Below are 15,683 nucleotides of genomic sequence, written 5' to 3'. Positions count from 1 at the left end.
GAAAAGAAACGACAGATAATTTATAAAGGTTATCTAGGTAAACAACCATCTGTGCTGAAAGCACCAGTGCAGATCAGTTAATCACTCTCTAGCCTTAAGCTTATCAATCAAGTGTTCAATATCACTCTTCAGACTCATGGTTTTCTTCTCATCATAAAAAAGCCGGATGCCTTCAGGAGAACAAACCATATCAAGACAGTCACCTTCCCTATAATACCTGTCAAGCCTGACAACCCTGAAGTCAAAGAAGACTGAATAATAATCTTCTGTAATGAGATGGGCAATTGTGCCTTCGATGCGATCAATGCAGCCGCAACCTCTTCCGATGCTTTCAAGATGTCTATCATCATAAATTTCCATGAGATCAAAGTATTGCTTTGGTTCCTGACAAAGACACGCAGCTAAGGAAAAACCTGATACAACAACAGCCAGATACTTCAAAAAGGACATGACCTAATCAATAATTAGGCTATTAAAGAAAGTTTGCAGGAAAAAGACGAAAAAATAAAAGAGAAACTACAAAAAATCCGGTACTGACGAGAGAAATACCATAAAGATAAACAAAAAGCGAAGAAGATCCGAAAAAAACAAAATCCTCAATCAGAACTTCTTGAAGTTGGCAGCCATGTCAATCAGGTTGACCTGACCCATGAAAGTCTGCCTGCAGCAATATCTCTCGAGACCAAGGTCATCAAGGACCTTCTTGATCTCCTCGCCTTTCTTGACCCTTTCTTCATACTCATCCCAGAGATGAGCGACCGGCTTTCCGCAACTCCAGCATCTTATCGGAATTATCATCAGATCACCTGTATGACTTCTGGCGCTTGGCCCTTGCTTTGGAATCGTTAGGCTTCCTGGTCTCTTTCCTTCGCACATCAGCGACAAGCAGGTTCCTGTCATACTCCAAGAACTTATTCTTAAGAACATCCTTGCCAGAGAACTCCACAAGAGCCCTTGCGATTGCAAGACGAGCAGCCTCTACCTGGCCTGAAGCTCCGCCGCCGATAACATTGACAGAGATATCAACCTTCCCAGCCAGATCACCTGCCAAGAGCAGAGGCTCCCTCAACCTGAGCCTGTACATCTCAGGCTCGATGGTATCAATCAGCTGCCTGTTCATCCTGATGACACCATTGCCCTCACGAGCAGTGGCCCTAGCGATAGCCCTCTTCCTCTTACCAGCAACATGAACGACTTTCATATCTTAGCACCTATCTCCCTTGATATATCCAGTATGGTAGTAAATCTAGTGTTCTTGATCTTCCTGACATTTGCGTCCTCAAAAGTCTCGAGCTTCTGGTCCTTGAACTCATCAGGAACACCAATATAGCACATGATCCTCTTGAAAGCGACCTTTCCTTTCTCCTTCTTGTGAGGCAGCATTCCCCTGATTATCCTCCTGACAAACCTGTCAGGCATCCTGAACTGGACAGGGCCCTTCAAAGGCTCGCCGAAATTCCTCTTCTGGAAATACCTCGCAAGGATCTGCCTCCTGCTTCCAGTGATTATGGCCTTCTCGCAGTTGACGACATCCACTTTCTCGCCTAACAAAGCCATCTTGGCAATCCTAGTCGCCATCCTTCCGACAATCAGGTCAGTTGCGTCGACAATCATCCTAAAATCCTCACTCTTGAGCCCTTCGGATTCTTCTGGGCCAGCTCATTGATAGATAAAAATGATCCCTTCTTCGAAATCTTGTCCTTAGCCTGCTCTGAAAAAGAGAAGGCAGCAACTGTGACACTCTTAGAGAGCTCGCCATTACCGAGGACCTTGCCAGGGACAATGACAGTCTCGTTCTCCTTAGCATACTGGTCTATCTTAGAAAGATTCACAATCCTCCTCTGGCGTGAAGGCTTCTCAAGATCAGAAGCAATCCTCTTCCAGATATTGACCTTCTGCTCGATAGAGAGCTTCCTAAGCGAATCAATCAGACTCTTCGCATTCCGATTCATCGGTCCTGTCCTTCTCATGCTCTCTTCCTTATATCCTTCTTGATCTTCCTTGACTCTCCTTATGCATATTCTCCTTAGGTATATTGATGCGGGAGTTCATGCGGGAGCTGGGACTTTCCCACAACCCCGGAGGGATTGTGCTTCGAACCCAGGAACCCACTAAGGGACAAGGCCCTCAACCTTGCGCATTTGACCAGACTTTGCTACCCCCGCAATTGAAGCGTCAGCCGACACCGCGCTCAAGCGGGACTCGCGCTTTGCTTCAGCCCCGCTGACTCATTTAATCACGAAAGCGAAAACTGCTTCGCCTCCCGCATCAGAGGAGCTTGACAAACTCATCAAACTGCTGGTTGACAATCTCAGATGCCTTCTGAACAATCACATCACAAGGCAACTGACCCCAAGGCTCGATCGTAAAAATGAAATCCTTATTATCCATGTTCAGCTTTATGCCATCGCATTCATCAACGCAAGCGCCGCAGAGTATGCAGGCTTCAGGATTCTTCACTGAAAGCTTGCCTGACTTAACATCAAAGACATCAGCCGGACAAACCTCTTTCGCCTTGACGCATTTCTCGGCGCCCTTTATGTCGACAACAGGATAATTCCTATAGTAGGCAAGAGCAGGCGCCCATTTGACATGATCCTTCCCTCTCCCCAAAACTGCAGTTGCCTCGAGCTCGATGGACTGCTCCTTGATCAGCTTCAATATCGGGGTCTTCGGGAAAACAGGAACAATGGCCGGGTCCTTTGACTGCAAATCAGATGCATACACCGTTCCCGGACCCTCTGCCTTAAGCGTGATCTTGACCTGGCACTTCGCACAACCTTCATTGCTGCACGTGCACTGATCCCTGACGTTATACGTATCCAGATCAGTCTTCATAGGGATGAGGCCCAATCTCAAGGCAACCATCTCATCATAAAGCGCAGATGAGTTCTGCCTTATCTCGATATCTTCCATGGCCATTGTGGGGACTTCCTCAATGATGGCACGCCTCATCATGTTGACAAAAGCAGGCGAGGTCCCTGTAACAGCAAACGTAATCCTCCCATTCTCCTTGTCTATAAGCTTGATATCCATATTAAACCCTTCTGCCTCTTTTACCGCCTTTCTTCCTGCAGCCGTCATGCGGCACAGCAGTGACGTCGTCAATGACACCGATCCTCAGGCCCATCCTGGAAAGAGCCCTGACAGCAGCCTGAGCACCAGGACCAGGATTGTTAGGGCCATTATGCCCTCCAGGTGCTTTGATCCTTACATGGATGCCTGTGATGCCTTTCTCCCTTGCACCTTCAGCAGCTTTCTTCGCTGCAATCATCGCTGCTGTAGGCGAAGATTCCATCCTGTCAGACTTCACTACCATCCCTCCAGAAGCTTTTGAAATGGTCTCAGTGCCTGTTATATCAGTAATGTGGATTATGGTATTATTATAAGATGAATAAATATGCGCGATGCCCCATCTCACAGGACCAAATTTCCTCTCTATGGTCTTCTCATCAGGACCTGTCCTCTTGACAAACCGTCCCCTAGGTCTTGACCTGTCATCCGGCATCATTCATCACCAGCCTTTTTCTCAGAATCATGAATCTCATCTTTCTTCCCTTCTTCAGATTTCGTCTCACTGCCGCTCTTCTCACTGCCTTTCATCTCACTGCCGCTCTTCTCACTACTTCTCTTCTCTCTCGCTTTCTTCTCATCCCGCTTCTTGCCATCCCTGTGCTTTTCATCCACTTTCTTCTCAGCCTTCCCTGATTGTGCCTTCTCTGCATCCTTCTTCTTGGCATCCTCGGCGACAGACTCAGCAGAAGGGGCAACAGCCCTCTCCGGGTGGTTCTCATCAGCAAGGACAGAATTCTCTCTCACCCTGACAAGTGGCTCGAAGCCTTTAGGGACAATACTGCCAGGCGATGTAACTACATTATCACCGACTTTTATATGATTATGAGTGATGAACTGGCGCGCCTGCTTAGCAGATTTTGCGATGCCTTTCCTAAAGACAATCGTCTGCAATCGCCTGTCAAGAATATTCTTAAGCGTCAGACCCAGCAGGTCATCCAGGGTAGCGTTCTCTGAGACAAAACCAAGTCTTGAGGCCCTCTTGATGAGCTGTGCCTTCTCCCTATCAGCCTGAACACCCCTTGCAGCGATAAGTTTCTTGGACTGATGGGCAATATCCCTCAGTATCGAGTTGGCCTTCCAGATCTCTTTCTTAGTTACAATACCATACTCCTTGCACAACGCCTGCTCTTCGACAATCCTCTCTTTCTGCCAAGGATGACTCGGAGAAGCATACTTCTTCCTGTGTTTTCTAGGGTCACCCATTCAATCACTTCCCTGCCTTGGCATCTTTATTCTTCTTGACGCCCTGCACTTTCCCCTTGTTACGCCTGAAATTCGATTTTGTCCTCTGACCCCTGACAGGCAGGTTATCCATATGCCTAACCCCCCTGTAACATCTTATCTTCTTCAGGGTCTTGATATCATTATCTTTCTGGAATGTGAGATCAGAAGTTATCAGGTGCTTGTCTGCACCATCATAGATATCTCTCCTCCTGTTCATCATCCACGAAGGGACCTTGAACTTGGCAGGATTCTGGATGACCTCTTCCATGAGGCGCACCTTCTCATCAGCAATGACACCGGCCTTCTCTGTCTTCGGAACCTTAGCAACAATGCATACCATGTTGGCATACATCTTGCCGACCCCTTTGATCTTTGTGAGCGCGATGCTAATAGCTTTAGAACCATCCAAATCAGTATTTGCAATCCTTACAAGGTGCTTGTAATTCGCTTGTTCTGCCATTTTTGAATCAATTCTCTGTTTTTTATGGCCCTTATGAGCAAAATAGAACTCTAAAATCGCTTTAGAGCCCTAGAATCGCTCAGTCCATCTGAACTCGGGCTTATTGTCAATTTTGATGATTTAGTGTGGTGGTTTAAAAAGATTACTTTTTATTTATTTTCATATATGCTCTTTTGGATATATTTGAGTATATCTGAGTATATCTGAACATATTTCGGCATTTAAGGAATGTTGGATATATCCTAATCCTTAACAGAAAATTATCAGCTATAAAGAAAAAGGGAAGGGCGGCTATCGGGACTTTCACACTGGCGTTCGAATGGATATTATCCGGGCGCCAATATTTGAACCCAACCTCCCAGATCCACAGTCTGGTGTGCTGCCAGGCTACACCATAGCCGCCATAGATTCTTTGAGAAAGATTCTTATTTATAAAGATAGTGGGTATTTATAAAGAAAACTTGTCCTACTGATAACCCTGCTCAAGAATCTTCTCCTTCTCCTGCTCTGTGCCTATGCCAAACTTCCTAACAAGCAGGATCTCATAATTGACTGTGAGATAAGGCGCAAGGAAAGCAGCAACATACACAATGCTGAGAGTGAACGGATCATGAACAATGAAGACCTTGAAGAATCCCGCAATCACATTCGAGATATGGATCATGACAAAAACATTCACAATGCTCACCACAGGCATGAAGATGGCAGCAAAGAGATGATGACGACGCTCAAGGTGCTCTATATCAGTTATCAGAAGATTGAAAAGGAAACCAAAGACCAGACCAAGAGCAGCAAGGACTGCATACAGGAAGAAAGTGCTAAGCACGAGCAGGAATGGGACAATGAACAGGGAGACAGCAAAATTGCATATGAGCAGAACAAGCAGGGTTATCCAATAGAGCATCTTGCTGGAATGATGATGAAACTTTTCATGCTTTATATGATTAGCCTCAGAATAGAGTGTGCTATGGATCTTAGTAATCTCATCCTCTGACCAGCCCCTTGACCTCAATCTCTGCTTCAGCCTTTCAGACAAACTATCACCCTTTTTGGGATATCAATAAAGGCCGCAATATAAGTTTTGCGGTTCAAGGCCGCTCGAGCCCAATCTTCTTCAGCATCTGATGGAACTTATTGTCCTTCTGCTGCTTCTCCATTGTCTCAACATAGCGCTCTCCCAGGACCTTGGCAGCAAGATACTTGAAATGGGTTGAGGCCTGCGAATCAGGATGGGTATACACAATAGGGTGCTTGAGATAGACTGACTTTCTCATATTGGGATCCTCAGGGATCACAGCAAGAATAGGCTTCTCAAGCAGGGTGTGGATATTCTCAAGAGCCATATCAAAATGATCGCCGGTAACCCTATTGACAACAACACCCAGCACCTGGACACCTTCCTCCTCTGCCAGCCTTATTGTCTTGAAAGCAGAAGTCACAGAAGGGAGATCCGGGCTCGTGACAACTATCACCTCATCAGCAGAACGCAAGGCAGCGACAGACTCTGCGGAAAAGCCTGCAGAACTGTCGACAATGACGAGATCAGTGGCGCCATGCAGGTCGACAAGCACTTCAGGCAGCCTGGCAGGATCAAACCTCTCCGGTGAGATACATGATGGGATTATCTTCAGGCCTGAAGGATGGACATAAGCAGCCTCGGTGATATGCTTCCTGCCCTGGAGGACATCATGCAAAGTGATGGGCAAAGTCGGAGAGCCCAACAGAATGCTGAGATGAGGATTAGATAGATTGGCATCGACAACAAGGACTTTCTTGCCGAAAGAGGCCAATGCAGTTCCCAGATTTATGGCTGTTGATGTCTTGCCGACACCGCCCTTGCCGGATGCAACCACTATGAACTTGGTCAAGCCGGCTCACCCTCCTTGAGCAAAGATGAAACATGCGAGAAGAACTCCTTAGTCCGCCCATAGTATTCCATAATTATATCTATGTTGACCTCCTGCTTGGAATTGTCATCGAAAATCGCAGTCATGGTCACATGGCGCCTGAACTCCTGGAAGCGCGTGAACTTGGCCCTGTTTATCTTCCTGAGATTCAGGTAGAAATCCATATTCGATATGATCGACTCGTCTGAAGAATAAAGCTCCCGGACCTTCTCGGCCTTCTGGATCGCTGCAACAGGCTTCTCAGAAATCCTCTCCTCATCAAGGGCCTGCTGAAGAATCCCCTCTATCAGGAAATCATAAGCGTTTATGATACGCTCGATGATGCTCTTGATGACATCAACAGTCCTCGTGTACTTCAAGCTAACATAGATAAGATGATCAGCCCGGTTTATTTCCTGCTTTGAGTCGTTCAAGTATTCGTTCATTTTTTGAAGTCAAATCCTCAATCCTGTTCATAACTGATTTCGCAATCTTAATGGACTGCTTCAGCTCGGGCACTGAAAGGGTCTGCACATTATACCTCTTGTCGCAGATCACGAACTGGCCTTTCCTGGCAAACTCGATCGGACTATCCTTATGCTGGGCCAATTTTGAATCGACATTGTCCATAAGCTTGACAAGATCCTCAAGACCATACTGCACCGCAAACTTGGTCCTAAGCAAATTAAGCCGGGATGTAAAGCTATTATGATAGGGTGGGATACGCTTGAAATGCCTCTCATGCTCCAGAATGGAACAAAGGGCCTTATCAAGGGATGAATGCAGGTTCTGAAGCACAGCAATCAAAATCTTAGGATCATTGACCATGGGATAGGTCTGGGTGAGCATATGATCCGCAGTGCTAAGCCTCTTCTTAGCCTCGTCTCTCAAAACCTGGTAAGACTCCATATTTATATATATTAGGATTCCATATTTAAAAATATTGTGAAAACCCTTTTTTTATGCAAGAAAAGCAAGAAAAACCCTTCTTATTCGCTCTGAAGCTCCAAAATCGCTTCTGCCAAGTCACCCTTGTGGTTCTTTATGGCTTCCAGGGCCTTCTCTTTGCCAACATTGGCCTGCTGCATAACAGTCCTGATATCCTCATCAGAGATGTCGGGCGCTGTGGAACGCTCCACAATATGCTCTTCACCAACAACCTGATAGGTCTGCTGGCCCATCATGTTGACCTTAGAAACATTAGGATTCCTGATTATTATGTCCTTGTCAGCGAGCCTGATGATGACCTCTTCAGCGTCGAGCTCCAGCTGCTGGATACCCATCCTCTTCATCATCTTCTGCATCTGCCTAGGATTCACTCCGGGAAGCATCATCAATCACCTAGAAATTAAACAGCAAACCATGATCCGCCAAAAGCATGCAGCAGGATAATCAACAAACTCACCACTACGCAAAGCACAATCACATGCTGGGGCTTTATCTCAATCTTTGACTTATACTCATCAAAGTATCTTACAAGCCCTCCCATGCTCTGGGGCATAGAAACTCGGTTATCCCGTGACATGGAATCCTGAGAAGTGGGGTGGTTTTTAAAGATTTTGGATAAGATGCAGGGCTGGAATAAGCTGCCTTCTGTCAGACCCCCTTTTTAAAGGGATGGTCTGCCTTGACATTTAACTTAGCCTCCACACGGAGTTGCACTGGCCAGGACTATCCGTTTCAATGTCTCCTTGGGGAATGTCAGCTGGTTCGCAAGAAATTGCAAGCAATTTCTGCGCCCAGGAAATCGCAGATTTCCTTGGGAACTTGCTTCCGTCGCCGGAAGTGTCGCGAGCCTCATCCTTAGCCCAGGGCATGCCGTTTCTGAGATGGAGCCCTCCATTTCTGGAGCTCTCACGAGTGGCCTTTGAATAGTGGGCAGACTTTCCTCAGTTTCCCGTAGGTCAAGTTCCAACCCTGCAAATAAAAAAGAGAAATAGAAGTTTAAAAAGCTTTAGTTTCCTCAGGAGCTTCACTTCTTGCTTTTGCCAATTTTCCTGAGGAGCTCCTTCTCTTCCCTGATAACCTCTTCCTCTTCCTGGATGAAAGCATCCTTCAGCTCAATGAAGAAGAATGAGAGCACAAGAGCAAGGATGATTATATTGACATTCAGTATGAAGAGCAGGGCATTTGTCAAGAGCTGGGGATCATCTGAAATGAAATCCAACAGGCCCTGATTATAGGTCATTGCAATGACAATCGCACCGACAATCAAGAACAACAATGTAAGGTTAAGCAGCCACTTATGGCTCCTATGACTCTTTATGATATAGTGTTTCGGCATTTATTTCACCTCTTTGAATATAATTGCGGATATAATTGTATATAAATAACATCATATTTAAAAAGGTTTTCAAAGTATCAGAGGATAGAATAAAAATGGAATATCTAGCCATAGTGCCAAATGGACTTGAAAATGTAGGAATCCGGGAACTGAAAGAGTTCGGGATCAGGGGAAAGACAGAAGAGAGCGCAATAATATTCCAAGCTGAAAAAAAGGACATAGTGAAGATATGCTATGAAGGACAGAGCTTTGAAAGGATACTGATATTGCTGGAAAAGACAAAAATCAGGAATCCAGATGACCTGAAGCTCAAACTCGATTTCAGACTTGAAGATTTCCTCAAGAAAGACGGCAAGATCGCAGTGAGATGTGTAAGGAGAGGAGAACATAATTTCTCAAGCTCAGATGCAGAGCAGGAAGTGGCAAGACAGATAGACAAGAAATTCGGGCTCTCGAAAAGAGTGAGCCTGGAGAATCCTGACGTGCTCTTTGTCGCTTATGTGAATGGGGACAGGCTCTATCTCGGCATCGACGCTGCAGGATTTGAACTTGGGAAAAGGCAGTACAAGATATTCAACAGCCCAGTATCTCTCAAAGGACCCATAGCATACGGCATCGTGAAGATGTCAGGCTTCAAGAAGGGAGAAGTGCTGCTCGATCCGTTCTGCAACTCAGGAGAGATAGTGATAGAGGGATGCATCCATGACACAGGATTCCCAGTGCATTACTTTGACAAGAGCGCGTTCAGGTTCGCGCACAACAAGGCATTCGACGGCATAGATGCGCAGAAGATATTTGCGGAAACAGATGCAAAGGCATCAGACAAGAAATCAGAGATCTACGGCTTCGCGCCGATGCTCAAAGACGTCAAGGCAAGCCAGAAGAACGCGAAGATAGCAGGTATACACAAGCAGCTGAAGATAACCCGGGTTGACACAGAATGGGTAGAGCTTAAGTTCAAGGAGAATGAAGTGGACCACATCGTATCAAGATTGCCGATAATCACAAAATTCAATGAAGCTGCCCTAAAGAAATCATATGACGAGCTATTCTACCAGGCAAAGCTGATCCTCAAGAAGAATGGGAACATCACAGTAATGGTGAAAAGCACAGAATACCTCAATGAGTCAGCAGAGAGACGCGGCTTCAGGATAACCGAGGCCCACAGAGTGATGATGGGGAAAGATGAAGAGAATATCGTCGTGCTGAAAAAAGTATAATCCGTATTTTTTGCAGGTTGTCCGCCTAATCCCCTGCCCTGATCATCCAACCAATAAAATTTTCTGGGGCCTGACAAATCCGCCCTGCGAATTTGATTCGACATGAGAATAACCAAGAAAATTTCCTGCAACAAGAATTAGAAGGGAAAGAAGCAGGAAGAACCACTCCAAAATCATTCCCTGACAACCTTGGCAGCCTTCATCAGCCTGTCTCCGTCATCAAGGTTCATCAGACGGACACCCTGGGTGTTCCTGCCGATGACAGAGATGCCTTTGCAGGCTGTGCGGATGATTATACCGTTCTTCGATATGAGCATGACCTCATCATCATCAGTCACGCTCTTGATGTCAGAGACCTTGCCATTCCTATCTGAGGTCTGTATATTGATAACACCAGAGCCTCCGCGATTTATCAGCCTATAATCTGATATCGCAGTACGCTTCCCATAACCGTTCTCAGTGACGCTCAGCAATGTCTCTTTCTCATCAGCAATCACCATGCCGACGACCAGGTCATCACCTTTCAGCGTTATGCCCCTGACGCCCCTCGATGTCCTGCCGATAGGCCTCGCATCCTTCTCATCAAAACGGACAGCCATACCCTCCTTAGTGGCAAGGATTACCTGGCTGTTGCCGTCTGTCAGCTTTGCCTCGATGAGCTCGTCATCAGGATCCAATGTGATACCGATTATGCCACCCTGCCTCGGCCTTGAATAATCCATGAGATTCGTCTTCTTCACAATGCCCTTCTTTGTGGAAAGGAGCAGATAATGCCTATCATCAAACTGCGTGACCCGGACAAATGCAGAGATACGCTCACCAGCAGGCATCTCCAGAAGATTGACAACAGCCTTGCCACGGGCCTGCCTGGATGCCTCAGGAATCTTATACACCTTCATCCAATGCACAATGCCCCTATTTGTGAAGAACAATATGTAAGAATGGGTGGATGCCACAAACAGATGCTCAATAAAATCCCCATCACCTGTCTCAGCAGCGATGATACCCCTGCCGCCGCGGTTCTGCTGCCTGTAGGTGTTCAGGGGCAGCCTCTTGACATAACCTGAATTCGTTATTGTGACAACCATGTCCTCTTCCTTGATCAGATCCTCGACCTCAAAATCCTCCACCTCGCCGGCCTCAATCTCGGTCTTCCTTGCGTCGCCGTACTCCCTGATTATGACCTCGAGGTCCTGCTTGATTATCTTAAAGACCTCAGTCTCATTACCCAGGATGAACTTCAGCCTCTCTATCAGCTCCAGCAACCCCTTATGCTCAATCCTTATCTTCTCCTGCTCAAGAGAGGCAAGCCTCTGCAGCTTCATATCAAGAATAGCCTTTGCCTGAATCTCAGTCAATGTGTAATCGGACATGAGCACATTCGCCGCAGACTCAACATCCTTCGACCCCTTAATCTTAGCAATAACAGCATCAATATCATCAAGAGCGATTATCAGACCCTCCAAGATGTGGGCCTTCTCCTCTGCCTTCCTGAGATCGAACCTGGTCCTCCTGACAGTGACTTCCTTCCTGTGCAGGATATAGTTCTCTAGGAGCTCCTTGAGATTCAGCACCTTGGGCTCATTATTGACAAGAGCAAGCATATTGATGCCGAAAGTTGTCAGCATGCGGGTATGCTTGAAGAGCTGATTCAGAACAACCTCCTCATTCGCATCCTTCTTGAGCTCGACAACAATCCTCATCCCCCTCTTGTCAGACTCATCCCTCAGGTCAGATATCCCGATAATCTTCTTGTCCCTGACAAGATCCGCAATCTCTGCCACAAGAGCGGCCTTGTTGACCATATAAGGGATCTCACTGACAATGATCCTCTTCCTGCCGAGCTTCTGCTCGATCCCTGTCCTCGCCTTCACCTTGATCTTTCCCCTGCCAGTCTTGTAAGCATACTGGATCCCCTGGCTTCCCTGGATGATGCCGCCAGTCGGGAAATCAGGGCCCCTGACAACTGCCATAAGGTCATTGATCACGGATTCTTTATTATCAATAAGCATTATCGCGGCCCTGCATATCTCAGAAACATTATGGGGCGGGATATTCGTGGCCATCCCCACAGCAATGCCGGATGTGCCATTGATCAGGAGATTAGGGATCCGAGACGGAAGCACAACAGGCTCCTTAAGGGAGCCGTCAAAATTATCCTGGAAATCGACAGTCTCCCTGTCGATGTCAGTCAGCATCTCATCAGCAATCTTGGTCAATCTCGCTTCAGTGTACCTCATTGCAGCGGCCCTGTCCCCATCAACAGAACCGAAATTGCCCTGACCCTGTATCAGGGTGTATCTCAAAGAGAAATCCTGGGCCATCCTGACAAGAGTGTCATAGACAGCAGAGTCTCCGTGAGGATGATACTTACCAAGAACCTCTCCGACAATCCTCGCGCATTTCTTGGAAGGCCTGTTATGGAACATGCCAAGCTCATTCATCGCAAAAAGTATCCTCCTATGAACTGGCTTCAGGCCATCACGCACATCAGGCAGGGCACGGCTGACAATGACAGACATGGCATAGTCTAGATAAGAAGACTTCATCTCATCCTCAATAACGGTCGGGAGAATCGTACCGTACTGCTCTTCTGGTGCCTTCCTGCCAGAAGGGCTCTCCTCATTGTTTTCTGGGGTTTCAGCCATTTTAAAACGCCTTTTCGATGTCCATAAAATTAGGACTTAATTTAAAAACTTTTTGGTTTTATAATGTGTTTATACGGGCTGAGGAAGCTGAATTCTGAGTTTTAAGCCAGCTTCAGAAAATGGCGACAGGAGACTGCTCACTTAAAAAGATACAGAACAGAAATGAAGAGGGATACAATGAAATCCAGTGCCAGGATGTTCCTCATCTCCATACTCTGGAAATTACCAAGCTGAAGCTGGACAGCAAGGACATAGAATATCACCACAACAGCAACAGGGATGACCAGAAGCTGGCCTCTTGCAGAGACCCTCGGGCTGAAAAATTCCAGACACAAAAGTGTGATGACCATCGGGGCATAAGCCAGAAAAACAGTCATCAGGCTGACATTTGCGCTGATTGCTGTGAAAAGGATAAAAAAAAGAATTATCAGGGATGAGACAAGCAGAGCATAAGATCCCTTCTTGCCCTTCTTTTTTGGAGATTTCTCGAGCTCAGGCTCCTCATTCAGAACGACATTGACAGCCTCCTCAATCATCTCAGATGAATGGCCATAATCAAGCAACACCCTCTTTATCTCACTGACCGAAAACCCTTTCCTCTTCTGGGACACGATGTAATCATAGATGGCATGCATTATCTTGGAATAAAGCTCAGCCTCAAGACCCTCCACATACTCACGCTGCCGGAAAGGCCTGAAGCCATGACGGCTAAGATCAGCAATGACCTTGCGGATGAGATTGGGATGATGGCCGTGGCCCAGCAGGACCTTCTCGATAGAATCCAAAGAATAGCCGGAGTTCAGCTCTTCCCGTATGTAATGCATCAGATGCTGTTCCAGATACCTGTCAATATCCCTCATTTTTGGACACTTGCAATATTCCCTGTAACTTTAAATGTTTTTCCGCAATAGACACACTTCTTGGACTTGCCATAGGCAACAGGTCCCCTCGGCTGATAAAGCATCCTGTTATTGCATTTAGGACAGGTCAATCTCATCATCATCCTTCTCCTCCGGCGCAACATCATCAATCATACTCTCAAGCTTGGGATTGAGCTCGCGATCATCATCCTTCTTAGACCTCTTCGCCTTCTTATCCTTCCCGACACCCTTATCCCCAGATTCCTGCCCTTCTTCCCCCGAAGATCCGGCAGGCTCAAAACCCTCAGGAGCCTCATCGTGGGTCTCAGTACTCTCCGGCTCATCCTCCTCAGCATACTTCTCAGGCCGGGCCCCTAACAGCTCAGCAGCCCTCTTCTCTGCCTCCTTGTCAATCTCCTCAGAGGCGAACAGCTCAGAATCCTGAACATCAACAGGAGCCTCAAGCTCCTCCTCGGCAGGCCCTGACCTTCCCCCAACCTCTGCTGATACTTCCTTCTCCGCTTCAGAAGGCTCAGCCTTCTCCTGTGACCCCTCATACACTTCCAACACACCAATATGATCCTTGTCGACAGGAACAGGCACAAGCGGCGCCTTCGGATGCTCCTGCTTCGGCACCTCATAGACAGCAAGATTGCCGAGCTGCTTAAGCTTCCTCTTCTCAGGATCTACATCCTTGAACCCCTCGAAGAAATGCTTCATGGCCTCAGCATTCGGGACATCAAAATAATCATACAGCTTCTGGGTGCCCCGTATCAGATAAGTCCTGCCGTGCTTGGTCTTTGTGATGAAACCAGAAGCTTCAAGCTGATCCATGTGATCATATGCCTTGTTGGTCCTTATCCTGATTATCTCTGACTGCAGCACAGGCTGCTTCCAGACAACAACCGCAAGAGTCTCCATCACAGTCTTGCTCAGCTCAGTCTCGGGAACTATATGCCTGACAAGATCAAGATACCTCTCGCGCACAGTCATCTTATAGCCCAGCCCATCCTTGACAATGATCATGGGATCCTTGACAGAATCAAGATCCTGCGTGAGCTCCTCTATGACCTTCTCGACATCAGCCTTGGATGCCTTGACAAGCTGGCCTATATACTCAGGATCCAGAGGCTTGCCAGAAGAGAAAAGCAGTGCCTTAACCTCTTTCTTCAGATCTTCAGCCATAACACACCTGCATATCCGCCAAATTCATCTCTTGACCAATGAATAAACCGCATCATCTTTACTGATAAGCTTCTCCTCGACCATCTTGGCAAGCAAGGGCTCGAGAGACTCCTTCTTGAAACCGGTGAGCTTTATCAGCTTCTCGAGATCCTTCTCACCAGGAGCCAATGCAACAAGAACCATATTCTTGAAAAGAGTGGTCGAATTCATCCTGAGAAGCCTGTTGTCAGCCTGTATCTCCTTAAGGACATCATCCATGTGGTGGAGCTTGCCCAAAAGATCATTCACCAAATTCGAGAACCTTGCTGAATCCAGGACAAACTTTGCCGGTGCAAGGACTTCAACATTAGAAGGCATATAATCAAAGCAGAACCCTATCAGCTCATCAGTGTTCCTGAAAAGCAGCTCAATCTCCATGAATGTGTGGAAGAGCTTGCCTTTCTCCTCAAGATCCTCGACAAAAAAATCGACAACCTCGAAATCAGCCTTGATCCTCTTCGACAGCGCATCAATGACCTGTTCAAGATGGTCCTTAGGGGCACCTGCCATCTCAACAATGACCCTGACATGGAGATAGCCTTCATCAACCTTCTCACTGATATCTACAGCTTTCTTCTTCTCTTCCCTCTTTCCGGAATCAGCATCCTCATCTTCGCTTTTCCCTGGTTCTCTTTCCTGCTTCTTCCTGCTGAAAATCCCCATAAAAACCACACCAATACCTTTGAGAATCAGTTTAAAAAGGTTTCGGGATAAAAGGCTCTGTCCGGAATCTCGGAGCTGTGAATCCAGCTCGCATCTTGGATCAAGTTGGGCATAAAGCCCAACGAACTACCAAAGATAG

General features: G+C 46.8%; 21 protein-coding genes, 1 tRNA gene and 1 other RNA gene. 1 reads left to right on the top strand and 22 read right to left on the bottom strand.

Annotated features, from left to right (window positions below; translation table 11 throughout):
* Positions 1-81: 81 nt before the first annotated feature.
* The 18 genes from JW968_06200 to JW968_06115 form a co-directional block, all read right to left on the bottom strand.
* The gene (locus tag JW968_06200) at positions 82-450 is read right to left on the bottom strand and encodes a DUF3006 domain-containing protein (GenBank protein MBN1386533.1); all 369 of its coding nucleotides are present in this window, start codon (positions 448-450) and stop codon (positions 82-84) included.
* Positions 451-600: 150 nt separating this feature from the next.
* Entirely contained in the window at positions 601-798 is a 198-nt protein-coding gene (locus JW968_06195) for a DNA-directed RNA polymerase subunit N (protein MBN1386532.1), read from the bottom strand.
* Between the two features lie 4 nt (positions 799-802).
* Complete coding sequence (locus JW968_06190) at positions 803-1,201, bottom strand: 30S ribosomal protein S9 (GenBank protein ID MBN1386531.1); 399 nt, start codon at positions 1,199-1,201, stop codon at positions 803-805.
* Complete coding sequence (locus JW968_06185) at positions 1,198-1,614, bottom strand: 50S ribosomal protein L13 (GenBank protein ID MBN1386530.1); 417 nt, start codon at positions 1,612-1,614, stop codon at positions 1,198-1,200. The genes JW968_06190 and JW968_06185 overlap by 4 nt, the downstream gene beginning before the upstream one ends.
* Positions 1,611-1,970: a 50S ribosomal protein L18e gene (locus JW968_06180; protein MBN1386529.1), complete on the bottom strand. Its 360-nt coding sequence runs from the start codon at positions 1,968-1,970 to the stop codon at positions 1,611-1,613. The genes JW968_06185 and JW968_06180 overlap by 4 nt, the downstream gene beginning before the upstream one ends.
* Positions 1,971-2,051: 81 nt before the next feature.
* Positions 2,052-2,165: transfer RNA gene (locus JW968_06175), tRNA-Leu, on the bottom strand.
* Positions 2,166-2,268: 103 nt separating this feature from the next.
* Entirely contained in the window at positions 2,269-3,036 is a 768-nt protein-coding gene (locus tag JW968_06170) for a DNA-directed RNA polymerase subunit D (GenBank protein ID MBN1386528.1), read from the bottom strand.
* Between the two features lies 1 nt (position 3,037).
* Complete coding sequence (locus JW968_06165; GenBank protein ID MBN1386527.1) at positions 3,038-3,508, bottom strand: 30S ribosomal protein S11; 471 nt, start codon at positions 3,506-3,508, stop codon at positions 3,038-3,040.
* The gene (locus JW968_06160; GenBank protein ID MBN1386526.1) at positions 3,508-4,278 is read right to left on the bottom strand and encodes a 30S ribosomal protein S4; all 771 of its coding nucleotides are present in this window, start codon (positions 4,276-4,278) and stop codon (positions 3,508-3,510) included. The genes JW968_06165 and JW968_06160 overlap by 1 nt, the downstream gene beginning before the upstream one ends.
* 4 nt (positions 4,279-4,282) lie before the next feature.
* Positions 4,283-4,759 (bottom strand): 30S ribosomal protein S13, encoded by a 477-nt coding sequence (locus JW968_06155; protein ID MBN1386525.1) that lies wholly within the window; start codon positions 4,757-4,759, stop codon positions 4,283-4,285.
* 466 nt (positions 4,760-5,225) lie between these two features.
* Entirely contained in the window at positions 5,226-5,795 is a 570-nt protein-coding gene (locus JW968_06150; protein MBN1386524.1) for a hypothetical protein, read from the bottom strand.
* A gap of 52 nt (positions 5,796-5,847) precedes the next feature.
* A complete protein-coding gene (gene minD / locus JW968_06145) occupies positions 5,848-6,627 on the bottom strand; it encodes a cell division ATPase MinD (GenBank protein ID MBN1386523.1) in 780 nt (259 codons plus the stop codon).
* Positions 6,624-7,091 (bottom strand): hypothetical protein, encoded by a 468-nt coding sequence (locus JW968_06140; GenBank protein MBN1386522.1) that lies wholly within the window; start codon positions 7,089-7,091, stop codon positions 6,624-6,626. Before JW968_06140 ends, minD begins: the two co-directional genes overlap by 4 nt.
* Positions 7,045-7,554: a hypothetical protein gene (locus JW968_06135; GenBank protein ID MBN1386521.1), complete on the bottom strand. Its 510-nt coding sequence runs from the start codon at positions 7,552-7,554 to the stop codon at positions 7,045-7,047. Before JW968_06135 ends, JW968_06140 begins: the two co-directional genes overlap by 47 nt.
* A gap of 80 nt (positions 7,555-7,634) precedes the next feature.
* A complete protein-coding gene (locus JW968_06130; protein MBN1386520.1) occupies positions 7,635-7,976 on the bottom strand; it encodes a nascent polypeptide-associated complex protein in 342 nt (113 codons plus the stop codon).
* Positions 7,977-7,993: 17 nt separating this feature from the next.
* Entirely contained in the window at positions 7,994-8,170 is a 177-nt protein-coding gene (locus tag JW968_06125) for a preprotein translocase subunit Sec61beta (protein ID MBN1386519.1), read from the bottom strand.
* A 46-nt stretch (positions 8,171-8,216) separates the two neighbouring features.
* Positions 8,217-8,565, bottom strand: an RNA gene (gene rnpB / locus JW968_06120) — RNase P RNA component.
* Positions 8,566-8,617: 52 nt separating this feature from the next.
* Complete coding sequence (locus tag JW968_06115; protein MBN1386518.1) at positions 8,618-8,929, bottom strand: hypothetical protein; 312 nt, start codon at positions 8,927-8,929, stop codon at positions 8,618-8,620.
* 95 nt (positions 8,930-9,024) lie between these two features.
* On the opposite strand from JW968_06115, the gene JW968_06110 reads away from it, so the two are divergent.
* Positions 9,025-10,149, top strand: coding sequence for a hypothetical protein (locus tag JW968_06110; GenBank protein ID MBN1386517.1), 1,125 nt, complete (start codon positions 9,025-9,027; stop codon positions 10,147-10,149).
* Positions 10,150-10,322: 173 nt separating this feature from the next.
* Here JW968_06110 and gyrA read toward each other — a convergent pair whose 3' ends face one another.
* The 4 genes from gyrA to JW968_06090 all read right to left on the bottom strand — a co-directional run bounded on the left by gyrA (position 10,323) and on the right by JW968_06090 (position 15,544).
* On the bottom strand, positions 10,323-12,797 hold the full coding sequence (gyrA, locus tag JW968_06105) for a DNA gyrase subunit A (GenBank protein MBN1386516.1): 2,475 nt from the start codon (positions 12,795-12,797) through the stop codon (positions 10,323-10,325).
* A gap of 137 nt (positions 12,798-12,934) precedes the next feature.
* A complete protein-coding gene (locus tag JW968_06100; protein ID MBN1386515.1) occupies positions 12,935-13,657 on the bottom strand; it encodes a hypothetical protein in 723 nt (240 codons plus the stop codon).
* 117 nt (positions 13,658-13,774) lie between these two features.
* Entirely contained in the window at positions 13,775-14,842 is a 1,068-nt protein-coding gene (locus JW968_06095) for an SMC-Scp complex subunit ScpB (GenBank protein MBN1386514.1), read from the bottom strand.
* Between the two features lie 24 nt (positions 14,843-14,866).
* Positions 14,867-15,544: a hypothetical protein gene (locus JW968_06090; protein ID MBN1386513.1), complete on the bottom strand. Its 678-nt coding sequence runs from the start codon at positions 15,542-15,544 to the stop codon at positions 14,867-14,869.
* Positions 15,545-15,683: the final 139 nt, after the last annotated feature.

This window comes from Candidatus Woesearchaeota archaeon (assembly GCA_016928155.1).
GTDB lineage: Archaea > Nanobdellota > Nanobdellia > Woesearchaeales > JAFGLG01 > JAFGLG01.
This window is presented reverse-complemented; position numbering and strand designations above follow the sequence as displayed.

Coding starts and splice junctions, on each gene's coding strand:
- JW968_06090 (MBN1386513.1), bottom strand. CDS start 15,544: ATGGGGATTTTCAGCAGGAAGAAGCAGGAAAGAGAACCAGGGAAAAGC.
- JW968_06185 (MBN1386530.1), bottom strand. CDS start 1,614: ATGATTGTCGACGCAACTGACCTGATTGTCGGAAGGATGGCGACTAGG.
- JW968_06155 (MBN1386525.1), bottom strand. CDS start 4,759: ATGGCAGAACAAGCGAATTACAAGCACCTTGTAAGGATTGCAAATACT.
- JW968_06180 (MBN1386529.1), bottom strand. CDS start 1,970: ATGAGAAGGACAGGACCGATGAATCGGAATGCGAAGAGTCTGATTGAT.
- JW968_06170 (MBN1386528.1), bottom strand. CDS start 3,036: ATGGATATCAAGCTTATAGACAAGGAGAATGGGAGGATTACGTTTGCT.
- JW968_06135 (MBN1386521.1), bottom strand. CDS start 7,554: ATGGAGTCTTACCAGGTTTTGAGAGACGAGGCTAAGAAGAGGCTTAGC.
- gyrA (MBN1386516.1), bottom strand. CDS start 12,797: ATGGCTGAAACCCCAGAAAACAATGAGGAGAGCCCTTCTGGCAGGAAG.
- JW968_06110 (MBN1386517.1), top strand. CDS start 9,025: ATGGAATATCTAGCCATAGTGCCAAATGGACTTGAAAATGTAGGAATC.
- JW968_06140 (MBN1386522.1), bottom strand. CDS start 7,091: ATGAACGAATACTTGAACGACTCAAAGCAGGAAATAAACCGGGCTGAT.
- JW968_06100 (MBN1386515.1), bottom strand. CDS start 13,657: ATGAGGGATATTGACAGGTATCTGGAACAGCATCTGATGCATTACATA.
- JW968_06130 (MBN1386520.1), bottom strand. CDS start 7,976: ATGCTTCCCGGAGTGAATCCTAGGCAGATGCAGAAGATGATGAAGAGG.
- JW968_06200 (MBN1386533.1), bottom strand. CDS start 450: ATGTCCTTTTTGAAGTATCTGGCTGTTGTTGTATCAGGTTTTTCCTTA.
- JW968_06160 (MBN1386526.1), bottom strand. CDS start 4,278: ATGGGTGACCCTAGAAAACACAGGAAGAAGTATGCTTCTCCGAGTCAT.
- JW968_06195 (MBN1386532.1), bottom strand. CDS start 798: ATGATAATTCCGATAAGATGCTGGAGTTGCGGAAAGCCGGTCGCTCAT.
- JW968_06125 (MBN1386519.1), bottom strand. CDS start 8,170: ATGTCACGGGATAACCGAGTTTCTATGCCCCAGAGCATGGGAGGGCTT.
- JW968_06095 (MBN1386514.1), bottom strand. CDS start 14,842: ATGGCTGAAGATCTGAAGAAAGAGGTTAAGGCACTGCTTTTCTCTTCT.
- JW968_06165 (MBN1386527.1), bottom strand. CDS start 3,508: ATGCCGGATGACAGGTCAAGACCTAGGGGACGGTTTGTCAAGAGGACA.
- JW968_06190 (MBN1386531.1), bottom strand. CDS start 1,201: ATGAAAGTCGTTCATGTTGCTGGTAAGAGGAAGAGGGCTATCGCTAGG.
- JW968_06115 (MBN1386518.1), bottom strand. CDS start 8,929: ATGCCGAAACACTATATCATAAAGAGTCATAGGAGCCATAAGTGGCTG.